16 protein-coding genes and 1 tRNA gene are annotated in these 18,099 nt (G+C 68.6%); 15 read left to right on the top strand and 2 right to left on the bottom strand.

Going from position 1 to position 18,099, the window contains the following annotated elements; all coding sequences use genetic code 11:
- Positions 1-121: 121 nt before the first annotated feature.
- Together CSC76_RS08585 and CSC76_RS08580 are read left to right on the top strand one after the other, a co-directional pair.
- Positions 122-1,543 carry a glycosyltransferase family 2 protein gene (locus CSC76_RS08585; protein WP_162109618.1) on the top strand — a complete coding sequence of 474 codons (1,422 nt, stop codon included), beginning with the start codon at positions 122-124 and terminating at the stop codon, positions 1,541-1,543.
- Complete coding sequence (locus tag CSC76_RS08580) at positions 1,543-2,469, top strand: hypothetical protein (RefSeq protein ID WP_162109617.1); 927 nt, start codon at positions 1,543-1,545, stop codon at positions 2,467-2,469. Before CSC76_RS08585 ends, CSC76_RS08580 begins: the two co-directional genes overlap by 1 nt.
- Before the next feature lie 80 nt (positions 2,470-2,549).
- On the opposite strand, the gene CSC76_RS08575 is transcribed toward CSC76_RS08580, so the two are convergent.
- Positions 2,550-2,626, bottom strand: a tRNA-Pro gene (locus CSC76_RS08575).
- A 149-nt stretch (positions 2,627-2,775) separates the two neighbouring features.
- Between CSC76_RS08575 and hisS the strand changes: the two genes are divergently transcribed.
- Together hisS and CSC76_RS08565 are read left to right on the top strand one after the other, a co-directional pair.
- Positions 2,776-4,158, top strand: coding sequence for a histidine--tRNA ligase (hisS, locus tag CSC76_RS08570; RefSeq protein ID WP_162109616.1), 1,383 nt, complete (start codon positions 2,776-2,778; stop codon positions 4,156-4,158).
- Between the two features lies 1 nt (position 4,159).
- On the top strand, positions 4,160-6,049 hold the full coding sequence (locus CSC76_RS08565; protein ID WP_162109615.1) for an HAL/PAL/TAL family ammonia-lyase: 1,890 nt from the start codon (positions 4,160-4,162) through the stop codon (positions 6,047-6,049).
- Between the two features lie 165 nt (positions 6,050-6,214).
- Here CSC76_RS08565 and CSC76_RS08560 read toward each other — a convergent pair whose 3' ends face one another.
- Positions 6,215-8,119 carry a sensor domain-containing diguanylate cyclase gene (locus tag CSC76_RS08560; RefSeq protein ID WP_162109614.1) on the bottom strand — a complete coding sequence of 635 codons (1,905 nt, stop codon included), beginning with the start codon at positions 8,117-8,119 and terminating at the stop codon, positions 6,215-6,217.
- Positions 8,120-8,277: 158 nt separating this feature from the next.
- On the opposite strand from CSC76_RS08560, the gene CSC76_RS08555 reads away from it, so the two are divergent.
- From CSC76_RS08555 to CSC76_RS08505, 11 genes are all read left to right on the top strand, one after another.
- Entirely contained in the window at positions 8,278-8,604 is a 327-nt protein-coding gene (locus CSC76_RS08555; protein WP_162109613.1) for a YerC/YecD family TrpR-related protein, read from the top strand.
- A gap of 8 nt (positions 8,605-8,612) precedes the next feature.
- A complete protein-coding gene (hisG, locus tag CSC76_RS08550; RefSeq protein ID WP_162109612.1) occupies positions 8,613-9,527 on the top strand; it encodes an ATP phosphoribosyltransferase in 915 nt (304 codons plus the stop codon).
- Positions 9,524-10,837, top strand: coding sequence for a histidinol dehydrogenase (gene hisD, locus CSC76_RS08545; RefSeq protein ID WP_162109611.1), 1,314 nt, complete (start codon positions 9,524-9,526; stop codon positions 10,835-10,837). Before hisG ends, hisD begins: the two co-directional genes overlap by 4 nt.
- A complete protein-coding gene (hisC, locus tag CSC76_RS08540; protein WP_162109610.1) occupies positions 10,834-11,913 on the top strand; it encodes a histidinol-phosphate transaminase in 1,080 nt (359 codons plus the stop codon). The genes hisD and hisC overlap by 4 nt, the downstream gene beginning before the upstream one ends.
- A complete protein-coding gene (gene hisB / locus CSC76_RS08535; protein WP_162109609.1) occupies positions 11,910-12,983 on the top strand; it encodes a bifunctional histidinol-phosphatase/imidazoleglycerol-phosphate dehydratase HisB in 1,074 nt (357 codons plus the stop codon). The genes hisC and hisB overlap by 4 nt, the downstream gene beginning before the upstream one ends.
- Positions 12,980-13,582, top strand: coding sequence for an imidazole glycerol phosphate synthase subunit HisH (hisH, locus tag CSC76_RS08530; RefSeq protein ID WP_162109608.1), 603 nt, complete (start codon positions 12,980-12,982; stop codon positions 13,580-13,582). The genes hisB and hisH overlap by 4 nt, the downstream gene beginning before the upstream one ends.
- The gene (hisA, locus tag CSC76_RS08525; RefSeq protein ID WP_162109607.1) at positions 13,579-14,316 is read left to right on the top strand and encodes a 1-(5-phosphoribosyl)-5-[(5-phosphoribosylamino)methylideneamino]imidazole-4-carboxamide isomerase; all 738 of its coding nucleotides are present in this window, start codon (positions 13,579-13,581) and stop codon (positions 14,314-14,316) included. The genes hisH and hisA overlap by 4 nt, the downstream gene beginning before the upstream one ends.
- On the top strand, positions 14,310-15,086 hold the full coding sequence (gene hisF, locus CSC76_RS08520) for an imidazole glycerol phosphate synthase subunit HisF (RefSeq protein ID WP_162109606.1): 777 nt from the start codon (positions 14,310-14,312) through the stop codon (positions 15,084-15,086). The genes hisA and hisF overlap by 7 nt, the downstream gene beginning before the upstream one ends.
- Positions 15,076-15,702 carry a bifunctional phosphoribosyl-AMP cyclohydrolase/phosphoribosyl-ATP diphosphatase HisIE gene (hisIE, locus tag CSC76_RS08515; protein ID WP_162109605.1) on the top strand — a complete coding sequence of 209 codons (627 nt, stop codon included), beginning with the start codon at positions 15,076-15,078 and terminating at the stop codon, positions 15,700-15,702. The genes hisF and hisIE overlap by 11 nt, the downstream gene beginning before the upstream one ends.
- A 138-nt stretch (positions 15,703-15,840) precedes the next feature.
- Positions 15,841-17,421, top strand: a complete 1,581-nt coding sequence (locus CSC76_RS08510; RefSeq protein WP_162109604.1) for a calcineurin-like phosphoesterase C-terminal domain-containing protein — start codon at positions 15,841-15,843, stop codon at positions 17,419-17,421.
- A gap of 2 nt (positions 17,422-17,423) precedes the next feature.
- On the top strand, positions 17,424-18,002 hold the full coding sequence (locus tag CSC76_RS08505) for a YdeI/OmpD-associated family protein (protein ID WP_162109603.1): 579 nt from the start codon (positions 17,424-17,426) through the stop codon (positions 18,000-18,002).
- Positions 18,003-18,099: the final 97 nt, after the last annotated feature.

The following is an 18,099-nucleotide window of genomic DNA, read 5'->3' as shown; positions in this document are numbered from 1 at the left end:
GAAGCGTCATGTTTTTGTGACGGACGTTGCAAAATGCAGTGAAATCTCCGTTATTGCGTGATGTGACGTGTGGCACGGCAATTGCATTGAAGGGGCGCCCCCCTGTCGATGCAATCCCCCCATGTACGACGTCAAGACGTCCCTCCCGCTGCCGGACACCTCGCCGCCTGAACCGGTCGCCGAGCCGTCCTGGCAGCCCGTGGGCGATGCCGCGCCCGCGCGCCGCCGCTTCTATGTGCCCGTCCGGGCGAAATACATCTTCATCCTGCTCGCGTCGTTGGCCTGGGCCGCGATGTCGGTGAAGCTGTCCCAGCCCTGGTTGAACGAGCTGTCCAAGCCGCTGGGCTTCGGGCTGGCGCTGTTCGTGATCGCGTTCATCGCGTACGTGCCGGGGTTCATGAATGCCTTCCTGATCGGTTCCATCCTGTCCGACCGCCGCCCGGTGCTGCGCAAGTACGACCGTCTGCCGGACGTCTGCGTGTTGGTCGCCTGCTACAACGAGAGCGAGAACATCGCCGATACCCTGACCAGCCTGGCGCGCCAGGACTATCCGGGCAGCGTGGAAGTGGTGGTGATCGACGACGGCTCGACCGACGACAGCCTGGCCATCGCCCGTGCGATGGCCGTCCAGCTCGCGCGCCCGGGCCTGCGGATCCGCGTGCTGGCGCAGCCGAAGAATGGCGGCAAGTCCAAGGCGCTGAACCGCGGTCTGGCCGAGACGCGCCAGGCGCTGGTGGTCACCGTGGACGGCGATTCCTACCTGCGCGCCGACGCGCTGCGCAAGCTGGTGGAACGCTTCCTGTCCGATCCGCCCGGCACGGTGGCCGTTGCCGGCGCGGTGCTGGTGCGCAACTCGCGCGAGAACTGGCTGACGCGCAGCCAGGAGTGGGACTACTTCCACGGCATCGCGGCGGTGAAGCGCATGCAGAGCATGTACCACGGCACGCTGGTGGCGCAGGGCGCATTCTCGCTCTACACCCGCGCGTCGCTGGAAGGCGTGGGCGGCTGGCCCGAGTGCGTCGGCGAGGACATCGTGGTGTCGTGGGCGCTGCTGGAAACCGGCGCGCGCATCGGCTATTGCGAAGAGGCCTGCCTGTTCACCAAGGTGCCCACGAAGGTGGGTCAGTTCGCCCGCCAGCGCCAGCGCTGGTCGCGTGGCCTGATGGAAGCCTTCGCGCGCCACGGCCGCCTGCTGGTGAAGCCGCGCATGACCACGCTGTTCATCTGGTGGAACCTGCTGTTCCTGCCGCTGGACCTGGTGTACACGTTCGCCTTCATTCCCGGCATCGTGCTGGCCTTCTTCGGCTATTACTGGATCGCCGGCATCATGACCCTGTTGGTGCTGCCGCTGGCGGCGCTGTGGAACATCGTCATCTTCCGGGTGCAGTCGCGCATGTTCAAAAGCCAGGATCTGCGGGTCCGGCGGAACATCTCCGGCTTCGTGTTCTACACGCTGGCCTACACCATGATCCTGCAGCCGGTGTGCGTGATGGGCTATGCCGCCGAACTGCTGCGCCTGCGCAAGACCTGGGGGACCAAATGATGAAGCCATACCTGATGACCGCCGCGCTGGCCCTGGCCGCTGCGGCCCCCGCTGCGCTGGCGCAGGCGGAAACCGACGGAACCACCCAGGCCGTGCGCACCGATCTGTGGGTGGGATCGGACGCGGATGGCAACGAGGCCCGCAAGCTGGCGCTGGGCTGGGACGTGGACCATCGCGACATCGAGCACTGGTGGGGCGTGAAGGTGGAGCACGCGCGCTTTTCCGGGCGTGGCTGGCGCGACGACCAGGACCGCGTGTTCGTCAGCGGCGCGGGCGATGCGGGCGAGCGGTGGCGGTGGGACGGCGATGTGGGCACGAACGGGGACGACCTGATCGGCCGTGCATCGATCCACAGCCTGGACGCCTACCGCAAGGAGTTCTTCATCGAGCGCGACGTGCTGGAGACGCGCAACGGCATCGCACAGGGCTGGGTGCAGACCTTCGCGGGCGCGGGCATCGACGTGCCGATGGGCGAGCGCTGGTCGGCCAGCGGCGTGGCGGGCCTGCAGGACTTCGGGGTGGGCGACAACCTGCGCACGCACCTGCGCGGCAACGTAGTGTTCGCGGTGGCGCCGGAGCAGGGTCTCAGCCTGCAGCTGCGTACGCGCTACTACCGCAACAGCGAGCCGCGCGAGGCGGACTACTATTCGCCGCGCTGGTACGGCGAGGCGCTGGGCGTGGTGGGCTGGCGCCGGCACGTGGGTGGCTATCAGTACACGGCGCGCGCGGGCCTGGGCCGGCAGCGCAGCGCGGGCGACACGTCCAAGCGGGCGCGCATGCTGGAAGTGGGCGTGGAGACGCCGCGCTGGAAGGACACATGGCTGCGGCTGGATGCCGGCTACACGGATACGCCGGTGCTGACGGATACGGGGACCGACAGTTATTCGTACCGATATCTGCGCCTGCAGGCGTTTGTGGCGTTCTGAAGGCGGCGGCGCGGGTTCCGGTCGCGTGAGAACCGTTCCTTCAGGCACAAAAAAGCCGGCCCAGGGCCGGCTTTTTCAATTGGTCGGGGAGACAGGATTCGAACCTGCGACCTCTACGTCCCGAACGTAGCGCTCTACCAGACTGAGCTACACCCCGACTGAGCGCGCCATTGTAGTGACCGGCCCCGGTTCCGGCAAGACCCGGGGCCGACTTTTCGCCACACGCGGGTCCGCGGCACCGGAAGGCTGCGGCCGATGGCGCCGGACACGTAAAATGCGCGGTCTACGCATGTCGGAGTTGCCCGCTTGATCAAGCCCCGTACCCCGCCCGGAGTGATGGAACTGCTCCCGCGCGAGCAGATCGCCTTCCAGCGCATGCTGGACACCATCCGCAGGAACTACGAGCGCTTCGGCTTCCTGCCCGTGGAAACGCCGGTCTTCGAGCTGTCCGAGACCCTGCTGACCAAGTCCGGCGGCGAAACCGAGCGGCAGGTCTACTTCGTCCAGTCCACCGGTGCATTGGCGAAGGAAGGCGAGGGCCTGCCCGAACTGGCGCTGCGCTTCGATCTGACCGTGCCGCTGGCCCGTTACGTGGCCGAGCACGAACACGAACTGACGTTCCCGTTCCGCCGCTACCAGATCCAGCGCGTCTACCGCGGCGAGCGCCAGCAGCGCGGCCGTTTCCGCGAGTTCTACCAGTGCGACATCGACGTGATCGGCAAGGACGCACTGAGCGTGCGTTTCGATGCCGAGATCCTGGCGGTGATCCATGCCGTGTTCAGCGACCTGGGCATCGGCGACTTCACCATCCAGCTGAACAACCGCAAGCTGATGCGCGGCTTCTTCGAGGCGCAGGGCGTCACCGACGGCGAACAGCAGGCGCTGGTGCTGCGCGAAGTCGACAAGCTGGACAAGCGCGGCGCCGACTACGTGCGCGAGACGCTGACCGGCGAAGGCTTCGGCATGTCGGCTGAGGGCGTGGACCGCATCCTGGACTTCATCGCCGTGCGCAGCACCGGCCACGCCGATGCGCTCGCGAAGCTCGACGCGCTGGGGCAGGGCAGCGACACCTTCAACCAGGGCACCGCCGAACTGCGCGAAGTGCTGGACCTGGTCAAGGCGCTGGGCGTGCCGGAAAGCGCGTACTGCCTGAACTTCTCCATCGCCCGCGGCCTGGACTACTACACCGGCACCGTCTACGAGACCCAGCTGGACGAGTGCCCGCAGATCGGCTCGATCTGCTCCGGCGGCCGCTACGAAGACCTCGCCAGCCACTACACCAAGTCGAAGCTGCCGGGCGTGGGCATCTCCATCGGCCTGACCCGCCTGTTCTGGCAGCTGCGCGAGGCTGGCCTGATCGCCGGCAGCGACGAGAGCAGCGTGCAGGCCATGGTCGCCCTGATGGACGAGGGCCAGCTGGCCGAGTCGCTGGATATCGCCCGCCGCCTGCGCGCGGCCGGCATCAACACCGAAGTGCAGATGGAAAGCCGCAAGCTGGCCAAGCAGTTCCAGTACGCCTCGCGCGCGGGCATCCGCTTCGTGGTGCTGGCGGGCGAGGACGAACTGGCGCGTGGTGTGGTGACGGTGAAGGACCTGCTGCGCGAGCAGCAGTTCGACGTGAAGCGCGAGGAACTGGCCAGCAGCCTGAAGGTGGAGCTGGAACAGGCGCGCGCACTGGCGGGGCGCTGACATGAAGCCGATCCTGCTGGATGGTGCCTCGCTCACCCGCGACAAGCTGGTCGAGATCGCGTTCGGCGCCAGCGTCGAACTGGACAAGGGCGCGCTGAAGGCGGTCGCACGCGCGGCCGACTTCCTGGCCGAACAGGTCCGCCGCGAGGAACCGATCTACGGCGTGTCCACCGGTTTCGGCAGCAATGCCGACAAGCTGCTGGGCGCGCATCCGCTGCGCGACGAACTGCCGGGCGCGGTGAAGTCCGGCCGCTCGCTGCACGAAGAGCTGCAGTACAACCTGATCGTCACCCATGCCGTCTGCGTGGGCGAGCCGATGGCGCCGGAGATCGTCCGCGCCATGTTGGGCATCCGCATCAACACGTTGCTGAAAGGACACTCCGGCATCCGCGTCGAGACGTTGCTGGCGCTTGCCGCAATGCTCAATGCCGGCATCGTGCCGGTGGTGCCGTCGCTGGGCTCGGTGGGCGCATCGGGCGACCTGGCCCCGTTGTCGCACCTGGCCACCGTGCTGCTGGGCGGCGGCGAGGCGTTCTACGATGGCGAGCGCATGCCGGGTGCGGAAGCCCTCAAGCGCGCCGGGCTGTCGCCGGTCTCGCTGTCCTACAAGGAAGGCCTGGCGCTGAACAACGGCACGGCGCAGATGCTGGCGATGGGCGTGCTGGCGACCTACCGGCTGGACCAGTTGCTGGATACGGCGGACCTCGCCGCCGCGATGACCATCGATGCGTTCGCCGGTCGCCTGGGCGCCTTCGCCGAGGAAGTGCACGCCCTGCGTCCGCACCCGGGCCAGGTGCATGTGGCGGCACGGTTGCGCGACCTGCTGGATGGCTCGACGCTGGCCGACATCCCGTACCACCTAGTGCCGAAGTTCCGCCCGTGGCTGCCGCGCAGCTGGGATACGGCCGAAGCGCAGGCGCTGCGCTTCGACATCGGCTGGGACTGGGTGCCGGTCGACCAACGCCACGGCCGCGAGAAGTTCTACCAGCGCTGCATGCCGTTCCGTGGCGGCAAGAAGCACCAGCCGCAGGACAGCTATTCGCTGCGCTGCATTCCGCAGGTGCATGGCGCCGTGCGCGATGCGGTGGAGCAGGCCAAGCGCGTGCTGGAGATCGAACTCAACGCGGTCACCGACAACCCGCTGGTCTTCCCCGACCGCGAGGCCGAGCATGTCGAAGAGCAGGTGATCTCCGCCGGCCACTTCCATGGCATGCCGCTGGCGCTGGCGATGAGCTACGTGAAGGCGGCCATCCCCACGCTGGCCTCGATTTCCGAGCGCCGCCTCAACAAGCTGGTCGATCCGGCCACCAACGACGGCCTGCCGGCGTTCCTGATCGGCAACGAGGACGGCACCGAGTCGGGCCACATGATCGTGCAGTACACCGCTGCGGCCATCGTCAACGATCTGGCCAGCCGCGCGCATCCGGCCAGCGTGTTCTCGGTGCCGACCAGTGCGAACGCGGAAGACCATGTGTCGATGGGTGCCAACGAGGCGCGCCACGTGCTGGCGATGGTGCAGGACCTCGGCAAGGTGCTGGCGCTGGAGCTGTACACCGCCGCGCAGGCGCTGGACCTGCGACGCGACATGATCAATGCCGCGCGCGCGCTGTCGGTCCGCACCGATGCGGAAGGACTGGCCACGAAAGTATCGGGCGGCCCATCGCCTGGCGCCGAGGGGCGCGACGTGTTCCTGGCCGAGGTCGATGCCCTGCGCGCCGCCCTGGCGGCCAGCGAGGCCTTCCATCCGGGTCATGCCGTGGCCGCCGCGCATGCGGCGATCCGCGCGAAGATCCCGTTCCTCGACCGCGACCGCGCGCTGGATGGCGAAGTCGCCACCGCCGTGCGCCTGGTGGAGTCGGGGGAGATCCTCGCCGCCGTCCGGAACCGCTGAGAGTCCTCTGTAGGAGCGACGTCAGTCGCGACCGCATGAATGAAGCTGCCCTTGCGACAGGGCAGCCAAGGACGGTGCGGCGATCTTGTCGCTGGTCTGACCAAGTCCATGCTCTCACGGTGCACGGTCGCGACTGACGTCGCTCCTACAGTGGACCCGGTCGCCCTACAACGTCCGCACGCAATCCCGTCCTTCGGCCTTGGCCGCATACAACGCCTGGTCGGCCACCTGCAGCGCGGACTCCAGGCTGTCGCGGGCCTCCAGGTCGACGCAGTGCACGCCGATGCTGGCCGAAACGGCGATCTCCAATTCGCCACTTCGGCATGGCGCGGTCCGCAGCGCCTGGCGCAGCTCCTCGGCCACCACGCTGGCCTCGCCCAGGCCCATGCCGGGCAGGGCGGCGATGAATTCCTCGCCGCCGAAGCGCGCCAGCAGTGCACCGTACGGCCGCAGCGTCTCGGCCAGCGTGTTCGACGTGCAGCGCAGGCAGTCGTCGCCGACCAGGTGGCCGTAGGTGTCGTTGATGCGCTTGAAGTGGTCCAGGTCGATCATCAGCAGCGAGATGGGACGCCGCGAGTTGCGCGACTGCGACAGCAGGTGCTCGAACGCTTCGCGGAAGTGGGTGCGGTTGTACAGGTCGGTTAGACCGTCGAGGCGGCTGGACTCGCGCAGGCGGTGGTGCGCCGTCTGCAGTTCCGACATCGCCTGCCGCAGTTCGCCGGGACGGACGACGATCTGCTCCTCCAGCAGGGTCTTCGCATCGCGCACGATGCGCTCGTTCTCGTTGCGCAGCGCGGCGTAACGGTAGCCCAGCGCCACCGACAGCAGCAGCATCTCCAGCGCAGAACCGATCTGCACGCCGTATTCGGTCAAGAAGGTCTTGGGCAGCAGGCCGAATGCCAGTGCCACGAAGATGCCCGTGCCCAGCAGGAACATCGCCCACGCCAGCAGGAACACCTTCGCCGGGCGATAACCGCTGCGCACCACCACCAGGGCGACCACCGCGATCCAGACGATGCTGGGGAATACGGCCGCCGACGCGATCGGCGTGGCCACGTGGTAGGGCAGCTGGGTGGCGGCGATGCCCAGCAGCACGAAGAACGCGATGATCGCCTTGCTGATGCGGTCGCCCCAGCGCCATCGGGTGTTGAGGTCGAGGAAGGTGCGCGAGAACTGCTGCATGCCGATCTGGGCCAGGCAGACCGAGAGCGGCACCGACTTGTCCGCCAGCCAGGTGGAATGCGGCCACAGGTATTCGAAGCCCAGCCCGTTCAGGGGGAACAGCACCAGCCCGAACGCGGTGATGTGGAACAGGTACCAGAAGTAGCTGCCGTCGCGCAGCACCAGCCACAGCACCAGGTTGTAGAAGAACAGCGCCAGCAGGATGCCGTAGTAGATACCGATGCCCAGCTGCCCGTCGCGCGAGAGCTCGGCGAAGGCGGCGGGCGTATACAAGAACAGCGGCACCTGCATCGAACTCTGGCTCTGCACCCTGACCAGCAGTTCGACGGGCTGGCCGCTGGGCAGGTCCAGCCAGAAGTTCGGATGCCGGTAGCGGATGCTGCGCTGCTCGAACGGGAACGTGTCGCCGCCGGCGTGGTGGACCATGTGGCCGTCGGGGTAGCGCGCGTACACATCGATGCGGTCGCTCAGCGCGTACTGCTGTACCAGCAGCCAGCGCTGCTCGCGCGGATTGCCGTTGACGACGTTCACCCGGAACCAGAACGCGCCGGTCTGGAAGCCGAACGAGGCATCGCCATCGGGCAGGGGGGCGAAACGGCCTTCGGCCAGCAGGCGCCTGGCGTCCTCGACCGTGGCCGCGCCGCCGGCATCGTGCAGGTAGCTGGTCTGCGGCGCCAGCGGCAGGTAGCTGGCGTCGTGCGCGATGTGCGCCTGCGTCGCGGCCGCGGCACCCAGTGGCCATAACGCCAGCAGCAGGACCCACTGCACCAGCCGCCGATGCCATGTGATGTCGTTCCGTTGCCCCATGCCCGTCCCCCCCGGGTGGCCGGTCAGGGCGCCGCGGCGGTTACCCGCGGCGCCTTCCGGCGTCCTTGGCAGTGTACTCATCGTCCTTGCCCGCTCCAGCCCATCGTCGGTCCCCTGGCGTGCCCATGCCGGAAGTAACGGAAAGCGATCCCCATTCCAGCCAGTGTCCGGGTTGACGGCCTCTCTGTTATTCGTTTAATGTATTAACACGTTAATACATTAGTGCGTGCACCCTCGACATGAAGCGCCGCTCTCCCCAGGATGAAGTCGCCGACAACGCGCCGCTGCAGGCCCTCGCGGAGGCCCTGGTGGCGCTGTCGGAAGCCGGTGAGGTGCGTGCCTTCCTGGAGGACCTGTGTACGCCCGCCGAGCTGGAGGCCATGGCCGACCGCTGGCGCGTGGTGCCGCTCCTGTTGAAGGGTGTGCCCTACCGGGAAATCCACGATCTCACCCAGGTCAGCGTGACCACGATCGGCCGCGTCGCCCGTACCCTGGAGCGGGGTGCCGGTGTTTCCGCCGCCGCCGTCCACCGCCAGCAGGCGGCGACGGCTTCCGCCTCCCACTGAGTCCTTCCATGAGCCCCTCCCTGACCCCCGCGACGCGCGAGCGTCTGCGCATCGCCATCCAGAAGAGCGGACGGCTGGCCGAGCCGGCCCGCACCCTGCTGGCCGCCTGCGGCCTGAGCTGGCGCGAAAGCCGCGACAAGCTGTTCTGCTACGGCGAATCCCTGCCGGTCGACCTGCTGCTGGTGCGCGACGACGACATTCCCGGCCTGATCGCCGACGGCGTGTGCGATTTCGGCATCGTCGGCCGCAACGAACTGGATGAGCAGGCCGGCGAGCGTGCCCTGATCGGGCTGCCACAGGCCTACCGCGAACTGCGGCCGCTCGGCTTCGGCAGTTGCCGGCTGATGCTGGCCATTCCCGAAAGCTGGGAATGGGAAGGTCCGCAGCAGCTGCAGGGCCTGCGCATCGCCACCAGCTATCCCTCCGTGCTGCGGCAGTGGCTGCGGGCGCGCGGGATCGATGCTGCCGTCGTCGAGCTGTCCGGTTCGGTCGAGATCGCCCCCAAGCTGGGCACGGCGGACCTGATCTGCGATCTGGTTTCCAGCGGTGCCACGCTCGCCGCCAACCAGCTGAAGCCGGTGGAAACGCTGCTCGAGAGTGAGGCGGTGCTGGCCGGTCCGGCGCGCGAGTTCGACGACACCCGTGCCGGTCTGGCCGACATGCTGCTGCGCCGCCTCGACGGCGTGCTGAAACTCAAGGACAGCAAGCTGCTGATGTTCCGTGCCGAACGCGAGACCGTGCCGGCGCTGTCGCGCCTGCTGACCGACAGCGAGGGCCTGGTCACGCTGCCGGGCGGCGAGGACGGCCCCCTGTCGCTGCAGGCCATGTGCCATGGCGTGGTCACCTGGCAGCGGTTGGAGGAACTGCAGCGCGCCGGCGCGCAGGGATTGATGGTGCTGTCGGTCGAGAGGTCGCTGGCATGAGCGCTTCGCCCGCTCCGGTGTACGACTGGAATGCGCTGGATGCTGCCGGGCGCGACGCCGTGCTCGCACGGCCCGTGCAGGCGGTCGCGCAACGCACGCGCGATGCCGTGGCCGGCCTGCTGGCCGACGTGCAGGCGCGCGGTGACGTGGCGCTGCGCGAGGTCACCGCACGCTTCGACGGCGTGGAGCTGGCCGCATTCGAGGTGGGCGAAGAAGAATTCGCCGCTGCCCACACGGCGGTGCCGGCTGCTCTGCGCCAGGCGATGCAGGAGGCGGCGGAACGGATCGAGGCCTTCCACCGTGCCGGCATGGCGCAGCCATACGCCGTGGAAACCGCCCCCGGTGTGGTCTGCGAACGCATGATCCGGCCGATCCCGCGCGTCGGCCTGTACGTGCCCGCGGGCAGTGCGCCGTTGCCGTCGACCGCGTTGATGCTGGGCGTGCCGGCGCGCCTGGCCGGCTGCCGCGAAGTCGTGCTGTGCACGCCGCCACGCCGCGACGGCAGCGCCGATCCCGCCGTGCTGGTGGCCGCACAACTGACGGGTGTGCGTCGCGTGTTCAAGCTGGGCGGCGCGCAGGCGATCGCCGCGATGGCCTTCGGCACGGACAGCGTGCCGAAGTGCGACAAGCTGTTCGGTCCCGGCAACAGCTACGTGACCGAAGCCAAGCAGCAGGTCGCGCAGGCCGGCGCCGCCGCCATCGACATGCCAGCGGGTCCCTCGGAAGTGCTGGTGATCGCCGATGCGGGCGCCGACGCGGCCTTCGTCGCGGCGGACCTGCTCTCGCAGGCCGAGCATGGCCCGGACTCGCAGGTGCTGCTGCTGTCCGATGACGACGCCCTTATCGCCCGGGTGCAGGACGAACTCGCCACGCAGCTTGCCCGTCTGGACCGGGCGGATATCGCGCAGCAGGCGTTGTCGGCCTCGCGCCTGGTCAAGGTCGCCACGCTCGACGATGCCTTCGCCATCAGCAACCGCTACGCGCCGGAACACCTCATCCTGGCGCTGCGCGAACCGCGCGCGCGGCTGGACAAGGTGGAAGCCGCCGGCTCGGTGTTCCTCGGCGACTTCACGCCGGAAGCGTTAGGCGACTACTGCAGCGGTACCAACCACGTGCTGCCGACCGGCGGCGCCGCGCGTGCCTACAGCGGTGTGAGTGTGGCCAGTTTCCAGAATTTCGTCAGCGTGCAGTCGGCCAGCCGTACCGGCATTGCCGCCATCGGCGGGTGCGCGCTGACGCTCGCGCGCGCCGAAGGACTGGATGCGCATGCCAACGCCGTGGCGCTGCGCCTGCGAAAGGCGGCCGCATGAGCGACGTGCTTTCCCTGGTACGCCCGGACCTGCAAGGGTTCGCCGGCTACAAGTCCGCGCGCAGCGAAGCCCTGCGTGGCGAGGTGTGGCTGAACGCCAACGAATCGGCGTGGGCCAACCCAGCCGACGGGCAGGGTCGCAGCCGCCGCTATCCGGATCCGCAGCCACCGGCGCTTCGCGCGCGTCTGGCACAGGTTTATGGCGTGGCGCCGGAGCAACTGCTGGTCGGGCGCGGCAGCGACGAAGGCATCGACCTGCTGGTGCGCGCGCTGTGCGTGCCCGGACAGGACGCCATCGTGGTGACGCCGCCGGTGTTCGGCATGTACGTGGTCTGCGCTCGGCTGCAGGGCGCACGCATCATCGAGGTGCCGCTGGTCGATGGCGACGCCGGTTTCGGCGCCGATCTCGACGCCATCCGCGAGGCGGCGCTCGGTCAGGGGGCCAAGCTGGTGTTCCTGTGCTCGCCCTCCAATCCGGCGGGTTCGGCCATCCCGCTGGACGGCATCAAAGCCCTGGCACACGCGCTGGAAGGCCACGCGCTGGTGGTGGTGGACGAGGCCTACGGCGAATTCGCCGACGGCGCGTCCGCGACCACGCTGCTGGGTGCGCACGCCAACGTCGCCGTGTTGCGTACGTTATCGAAAGCGCATGCCCTGGCCGCCGCGCGCATCGGCGTGGTCATCGGTGGCGCGGAACTGGTCGCCGTGCTGCAGCGCTGCCAGGCACCGTATCCGGTGCCCACGCCGTGTGCCGACCTCGCGCTGGAAGGCCTGTCCGATACGGCGCTGGAGCAGACGCGGGAACGCGTGGCGGTCGTGCGTCGTGAGCGCGAACGGCTGCTGTACGCGCTCGCGCGGATACCCGGCGTACGCCGCGTCTATCCTTCGCAGGGAAACTATCTGCTGGGGCGCTTCGATGATCCTGATGGCGCTTTCCGTGCACTGCTCGCCGCCGGCGTGGTGGTGCGCGACCAGCGCGCCGCGCCCCAGCTGGACGACGCATTGCGCATCACCATCGGCTCGCCGGAACAGAACGATCGCGTGCTGTCGGCCCTGAACCCGAATCCCACCCCATGACACCGATCCTCTTCATCGACCGCGACGGCACCCTGATCGAGGAGCCCGAGGATTTCCAGATCGACGCCTACGAGAAGCTGCGCTTCGTCCCCGGGGTCGTTCCGGCGCTGCTCAAGCTGCGCGACGCGGGCTACCAGTTCGTGATGGTCAGCAACCAGGACGGCCTGGGTTCGGAGCAGTACCCGCGCCCCTCGTTCGAAGGGCCGCACGCGCTGATGATGCAGGTCTTCGAAAGCCAGGGCATCCGCTTCCGCGACGTGCTGATCGACGAAAGCTGGCCGCACGAGAATCGTCCCACGCGCAAGCCGGGCATCGGTCTGGTGATCCCCTACCTGCAGGACCGCAGCGTCGACTGGTCGCGTTCGGCGATGGTGGGCGACCGGCAGACCGACAACCAGTTCGCCGAGAACCTGAACATCCGGGCATTCCAGCTGAAGACCGCGCAGTTCGGCGGCGAGTGGGACTGGGCCGGCATTGCGCATGAACTCGCGGATGCGCCGCGACGTGCGGTGGTGCAGCGGAACACCAAGGAGACGAAGATCCGCGTCGAGGTGGACCTCGACCGCATCGCCGAGCCGGTCGCGAAGACGGGATTGCCCTTCTTCGACCACATGCTGGAACAGATCGGCAAACACGGCGGGTTCGCACTCGACGTGCGCGCCGATGGCGACCTGCACATCGACGAGCACCACACCGTCGAGGACACCGGCCTCGCGCTGGGGCAGGCGCTGAAAGAGGCGCTGGGCGACAAGCGTGGCATCGGCCGCTATGGCTTCACCCTGCCGATGGACGAGACGCTGGCCAGCGCCGCGCTGGATTTCAGTGGGCGGCCATACTTCGTCTTCACCGGCGAGTTCCGGCGCGAGCGCGTCGGCGACCTGCCGACCGAACTGGTGCCGCATTTCTTCCGTTCGCTGTGCGATGCGGCAGGCCTGAACCTCAACCTGAAGGTGGAAGGCGACAACGACCACCACAAGGTCGAGGCCAGCTTCAAGGCGCTGGCGCGCGCGCTGCGCCAGGCGGTGAAGCGCGAGGGGGCCGAACTGCCGTCGACCAAGGGGGCCCTGTGACGAAGGTCGTGCTGGTCGATGCCGGCGGCTCCAACATCGGCTCGGTGCGCTACGCGCTGCAGCGCCTGGGCGTGGACGCGGAACTGACTGGCGACGCGGCGACGATCCGCGCGGCGGACCGGGTGATCCTGCCCGGCGTGGGCGCCGCCGCCGTGTGCATGGCGCGGCTGCGGGAACTGGACCTGGTCGACGTGCTGCGCACGCTGGACAAGCCGCTGCTGGGCGTCTGCGTCGGTGTGCAGCTGTTGTTCGCGCATTCCGAGGAGGACGACACCCCCTGCCTGGGCCTGCTGCCGGGACGCGTGCGCAAGCTGCACGCCGCACCCGGCATCCGCGTGCCGCACATGGGCTGGAACACCCTGCAGCGGCGACGCGCTGGTTCGCTGGTGGAGGGCATCGCCGACGGCGACCACGCCTACTTCGTACACAGCTATGCCGCCGCCGTCGACGAGGACTGCCTGTGCAGCAGCGAGCATGGCCAGCGCTTCGCCGCCGTCGTGCAGCGGGGCAACGTCGCGGGGGCGCAATTCCATCCCGAACGCTCGGGCGCCGTCGGCGCACGACTGCTGAAGAACTTCATCGAGTACGGACTGCAATGACAGGTTTCACGGTGTATCCCGCCATCGACGTGCGCGATGGCCGCGTGGTCCGGCTGGCACAGGGCGACTACGCCCGCGAGACGCGTTACGAGGGCGCGCCGCTGGAGGTCGCGCAGCGCTATGCCGCACAGGGTGCCGAATGGCTGCACCTGGTCGATCTGGATGCGGCGCGTGCCGGCGGCTATACGCTCGCGCCGTTGCTGGGGGAGATCGCGCGTACGACCGCGCTGAAGGGGCAGACGGGCGGGGGTGTACGCCATCGCGACGACGTGGCACGCATCCGGGACGCCGGCGCACAGCGGGTGGTGGTCGGCTCACTGGCGGTCCGTGAGCCGGATACGGTGCTGTCGTGGCTGGCCGAATTCGGCAGCGAGCGCATCACCGTGGCGCTGGACACACGGCTCGATGCCGGTGGTGCGTGGCGCCTGCCGGTGCATGGCTGGACCGAGACCGCGGCCGAGACCCTGGACGCGCTCGCCACGCGCTACGCCGATGCCGGCCTGCGCCATCTGCTGTGCACCGACATCGCCCGCGACGGCATGCTGAGCGGGCCCAACCTCGATCTGTACACCTACCTGCGCGCCACCGTCCCGACGTTGGCGGTGCAGGCCTCGGGCGGCGTGAGCGCGGTGGCGGATATCGTCGGAGCGCGCGATGCCGGTTGTGGCGGCATCGTGCTCGGGCGCGCCTTGCTGGAAGGCCGCTTCGCCCTGCCGGAAGCGCTGATATGCTGAGCCGGCGCATCATTCCCTGCCTTGACGTGCGCGAAGGCCGCGTGGTCAAGGGCGTGAAATTCCGCGACCACGTCGACATGGGCGATATCGCCGATCTGGCGCTGCGCTACCGCGACGAAGGGGCCGACGAGCTGGTGTTCTACGACATCAGCGCCAGTCCGGAAGGCCGTTCGGTGGACTACGCCTGGATCGAGCGTGTTTCGCGACTGCTGGATATTCCGTTCTGCGTGGCGGGTGGCATCCGCGACGTGGAGACCGCCCGTCGCGTGCTGTACAGCGGGGCCGACAAGGGGTCGGTCAACACGCCCGCGCTGGAGCGCCCGGAGCTGATCGGTGAGCTGGCGCAGGCCTTCGGCGTACAGTGCGTCGTGGTCGGCGTGGATTCCATCCTGGAAGCCGACGGCGAATGGCGCGTGCGTCGTTACACCGGTGACCCCTCGAAGATGCAGGGTGCCGGGCTGAGGACGCTGGACTGGGTCATGCAGGCGCAGCGCCTGGGCGCCGGCGAAATCGTGCTGAACTGCATGGACCAGGACGGCGTGCGGCGGGGTTACGACCTGGTGCAGCTGCGCGCGGTACGCGCCATCTGCGAAGTGCCGCTGGTCGCCTCGGGCGGCGCGGGCGAGGTGGCGCATTTCATCGACGTGTTCCAGCAGGCGGATGTGGATGGCGCGCTTGCAGCCAGCGTATTCCACAGCGGGCACATCCGCATTCCGGCACTGAAGCAGGCATTGGCGCAGCAAGGCATCGAGGTGAGACGTGGCGACTGACAACCGGCGACCGGCGTTCGACGCCACCCGTCTCGACTGGGACAAGGGGAACGGCCTGCTGCCCGTCATCGTGCAGGACGCCGCGACGCTGCGGGTGCTGATGCTGGGCTACATGAACCGCGAAGCGCTGCAGGCCACGCTTGCCGGCGGGCGCGTGACCTTCTTCAGTCGCAGCAAGCAGCGGCTGTGGACCAAGGGAGAGAGCTCCGGCCACGTGCTGGAACTGGTGTCGGTCGAAGCCGATTGCGACGACGACACGCTGCTCGTCCTCGCGCGTCCGCACGGTCCCACCTGCCACCTGCAGCGCGCCAGTTGCTTCCCGTCGGCACCGTCGGCATTCCTGTCGGAACTGGATGCCCTCGTTGCGCAGCGCGAGCGCGAACGACCGGCCGACAGTTACACCACGCGGCTGTTCGAGGCCGGTGTGCGCCGCGTCGCGCAGAAGGTGGGCGAAGAGGGCGTGGAAACGGCCCTGGCCGCCGTCGCCCAGGACGAAACCGCGCTGCTCGGCGAGAGTGCGGACCTGCTTTACCACCTGACCGTGCTGTTGCGCGCACGCGGCCTGTCGCTGGCCGATGCCGTCGGTGTGCTGCGGGAGCGGCACGCCCCCCGATGACGCATCCCCACCGACTGTAGGAGCGCCCTTGGGCGCGATGCTCTTCGCTGCTGCTAAAAAAACATCGCGCCCGAGGGCGCTCCTACAAGTGCACCGGCCCTGCGCCATAATCCTCCGGTCCTTCCGGCTGGAGCAGCCATGCGCGCTTCGTTGATTGCCCTCGTCCTGGCGTTGCTGACGGTCCCCGCCCATGCGCTGCCGCCGCCGTGCAGCTGGGGACAGGTGTACGAGGACCGCAACGGCAACGGGACCCGCGACGCGGGGGAGCCGGGCCTCCCGGGCGTCAAGGTGTCCAACGGCATCGAGATTGCGGTGACGGACGCGCAGGGCGAGTACAGCCTCGAGTACATCGACGGCCGCACGCTCTTCATCATCAAGCCGGCGGGCTACGACCTGGCGGTGCGCCCCGACGGCCTGCCGGCCCGCTGGCGCAACCTGCAGTACCACGCCGGGCCCGCGCTGAAGTACGGCGGCATCCCGGAGCGCCAGCCCGACTGCACGCACTTCGGGCTGCATCCACGGGCGGCGGCGAAGGACAGCGCACTCGACGTACTGCTGTTCGCCGACAGCCAAACGTCTTCGGTGAAGGACGTGGACTACTACTGGCGCGACATCGTGCAGCCGCTGGTCGGGAGTCATGGTGCCGCGCTGGGCCTGACCCTGGGCGATGTGACCAACGACGACCTGTCGCTGTATCCGCAGATCCTGCGCACGACGATGAGCCTGCAGGTGCCCTGGCTGTTCATCCCGGGCAACCATGATCTCGATTTCGATGCCGCCGGCGATGAGGATTCGCTGCGCACGTTCCGCCATCACCTGGGCCCGGACACGTTCGCTTGGGAAGAAGAGGCCGCGACCTTCATCGGCCTGGACGACGTGATCTACCAGCCGGGTAGCACGCCTGCGTACGTCGGCGGGCTGCGCGAGGACCAGTTCGCCTTCCTGCAGGCGTACCTGCCCACGGTGCGCAAGGATCGCCTGCTGGTGATCGGCGTGCACATCCCGTTCTACGAATCCGGTGCGCGCGGCTTCCGCCCGCAGGACCGCGAGCGCCTGTTCGCCATGCTGGAGGACTTCCCGCATGTGCTGCTGCTCAGCGGGCACACCCACACCCAGCGCCACTGGTACCACGACGCATCCACCGGCTGGCACGGAATGCGGCCGCTGCATGAGTACAACGTCGGCGCGGCCTGCGGCGCCTACTGGTCGGGCATCAAGGATGCCGAGGGCATTCCCGACACGACGATGGCCGATGGCACGCCGAATGGCTATGCGCGGCTGCGCGTGGACGCCGGCGGCGCCTACGCGCTGTCGTGGCATCCGGCGCGCGATGCGGACGACAGCGGCATCGGCCTGCACGCGCCGCGCGTGCTGCGGAAGGGGGCGTATCCGGCGTGGGGCGTGTTCGCCAATGTCTACATGGGCGATGCGGAGACCCGCGTGGAGTACCGCATCGACGGCGGCGAATGGAAACCGATGAGGCGCGTGGCGCAGCCCGACCCCAGGCTGCTGGTGGAGAACATGCGCGACGACATGGCCGATGCGCTGCGTGGCTACGACCGCTCGCCCGAAGCGGAGGCATCCCAGCACCTGTGGCGCGGCGCGCTGCCCACCGACCTGGCCGAGGGCGCGCATGCAGTCGAAGTGCGCGCCTTCGACCGGTGGCAGGGCGAGCGATCGGCTCGCACCTCGTATCGCCTGCAGGTCGCGGAGCCCTGATCATGGCCGGGGCGGAACTTCCCATCGAGCACTTCATGGATGCTGCGGCGTGGGAGCGCTGGCTGGAGCAGCATCCGGAATCCACGGGCGTGTGGCTGAGGATCGCCAAGAAGGACTCGGGCGTCGCGTCGGTGAGCTACAGCGAGGCGCTGGACGTGGCACTGTGCCATGGCTGGATCGACGGACAGAAGAAGGGGTACGACGCGCAGTGCTTCCTGCAGCGCTTCACGCCCCGGCGCGCACGCAGCACATGGTCGAAGATCAACGTCGCCAGGATCGAAAGCCTGGTCGCGGCGGGTCGCATGCGGCCCGCAGGCCTGCGCGAAGTCGAGGCCGCCAGGGCCGATGGTCGATGGGACGCGGCCTACGACGGTGCGAAGTCGATGGAGGTGCCGGCGGAACTCGCCAAGGCCCTGGCGAAAAACCGAAAGGCCAAGGCCTTCTTCGACACGCTCGACAAGACCAACCGGTACGCGGTGTGCTGGCGCGTGCAGACAGCGGTGAAGCCGGAGACCCGGCAGGCACGCGTGGAAAAGTTGGTGGCCATGCTCGCGCGGGGCGAGAAGATCCACGGGGCCTGAAAAGGAAACGCCTCCCGAAGGAGGCGTCCTGGAACCTGGCAGGCGAGCGAAGGCTGGCGGGCGAGGTTGACGTGGCTGGCTGGCGAAGGCGGGCGGG

This window comes from Pseudoxanthomonas mexicana, from assembly GCF_010093385.1.
Taxonomy (GTDB): Bacteria; Pseudomonadota; Gammaproteobacteria; order Xanthomonadales; family Xanthomonadaceae; genus Pseudoxanthomonas_A; species Pseudoxanthomonas_A mexicana.
This window is presented reverse-complemented; position numbering and strand designations above follow the sequence as displayed.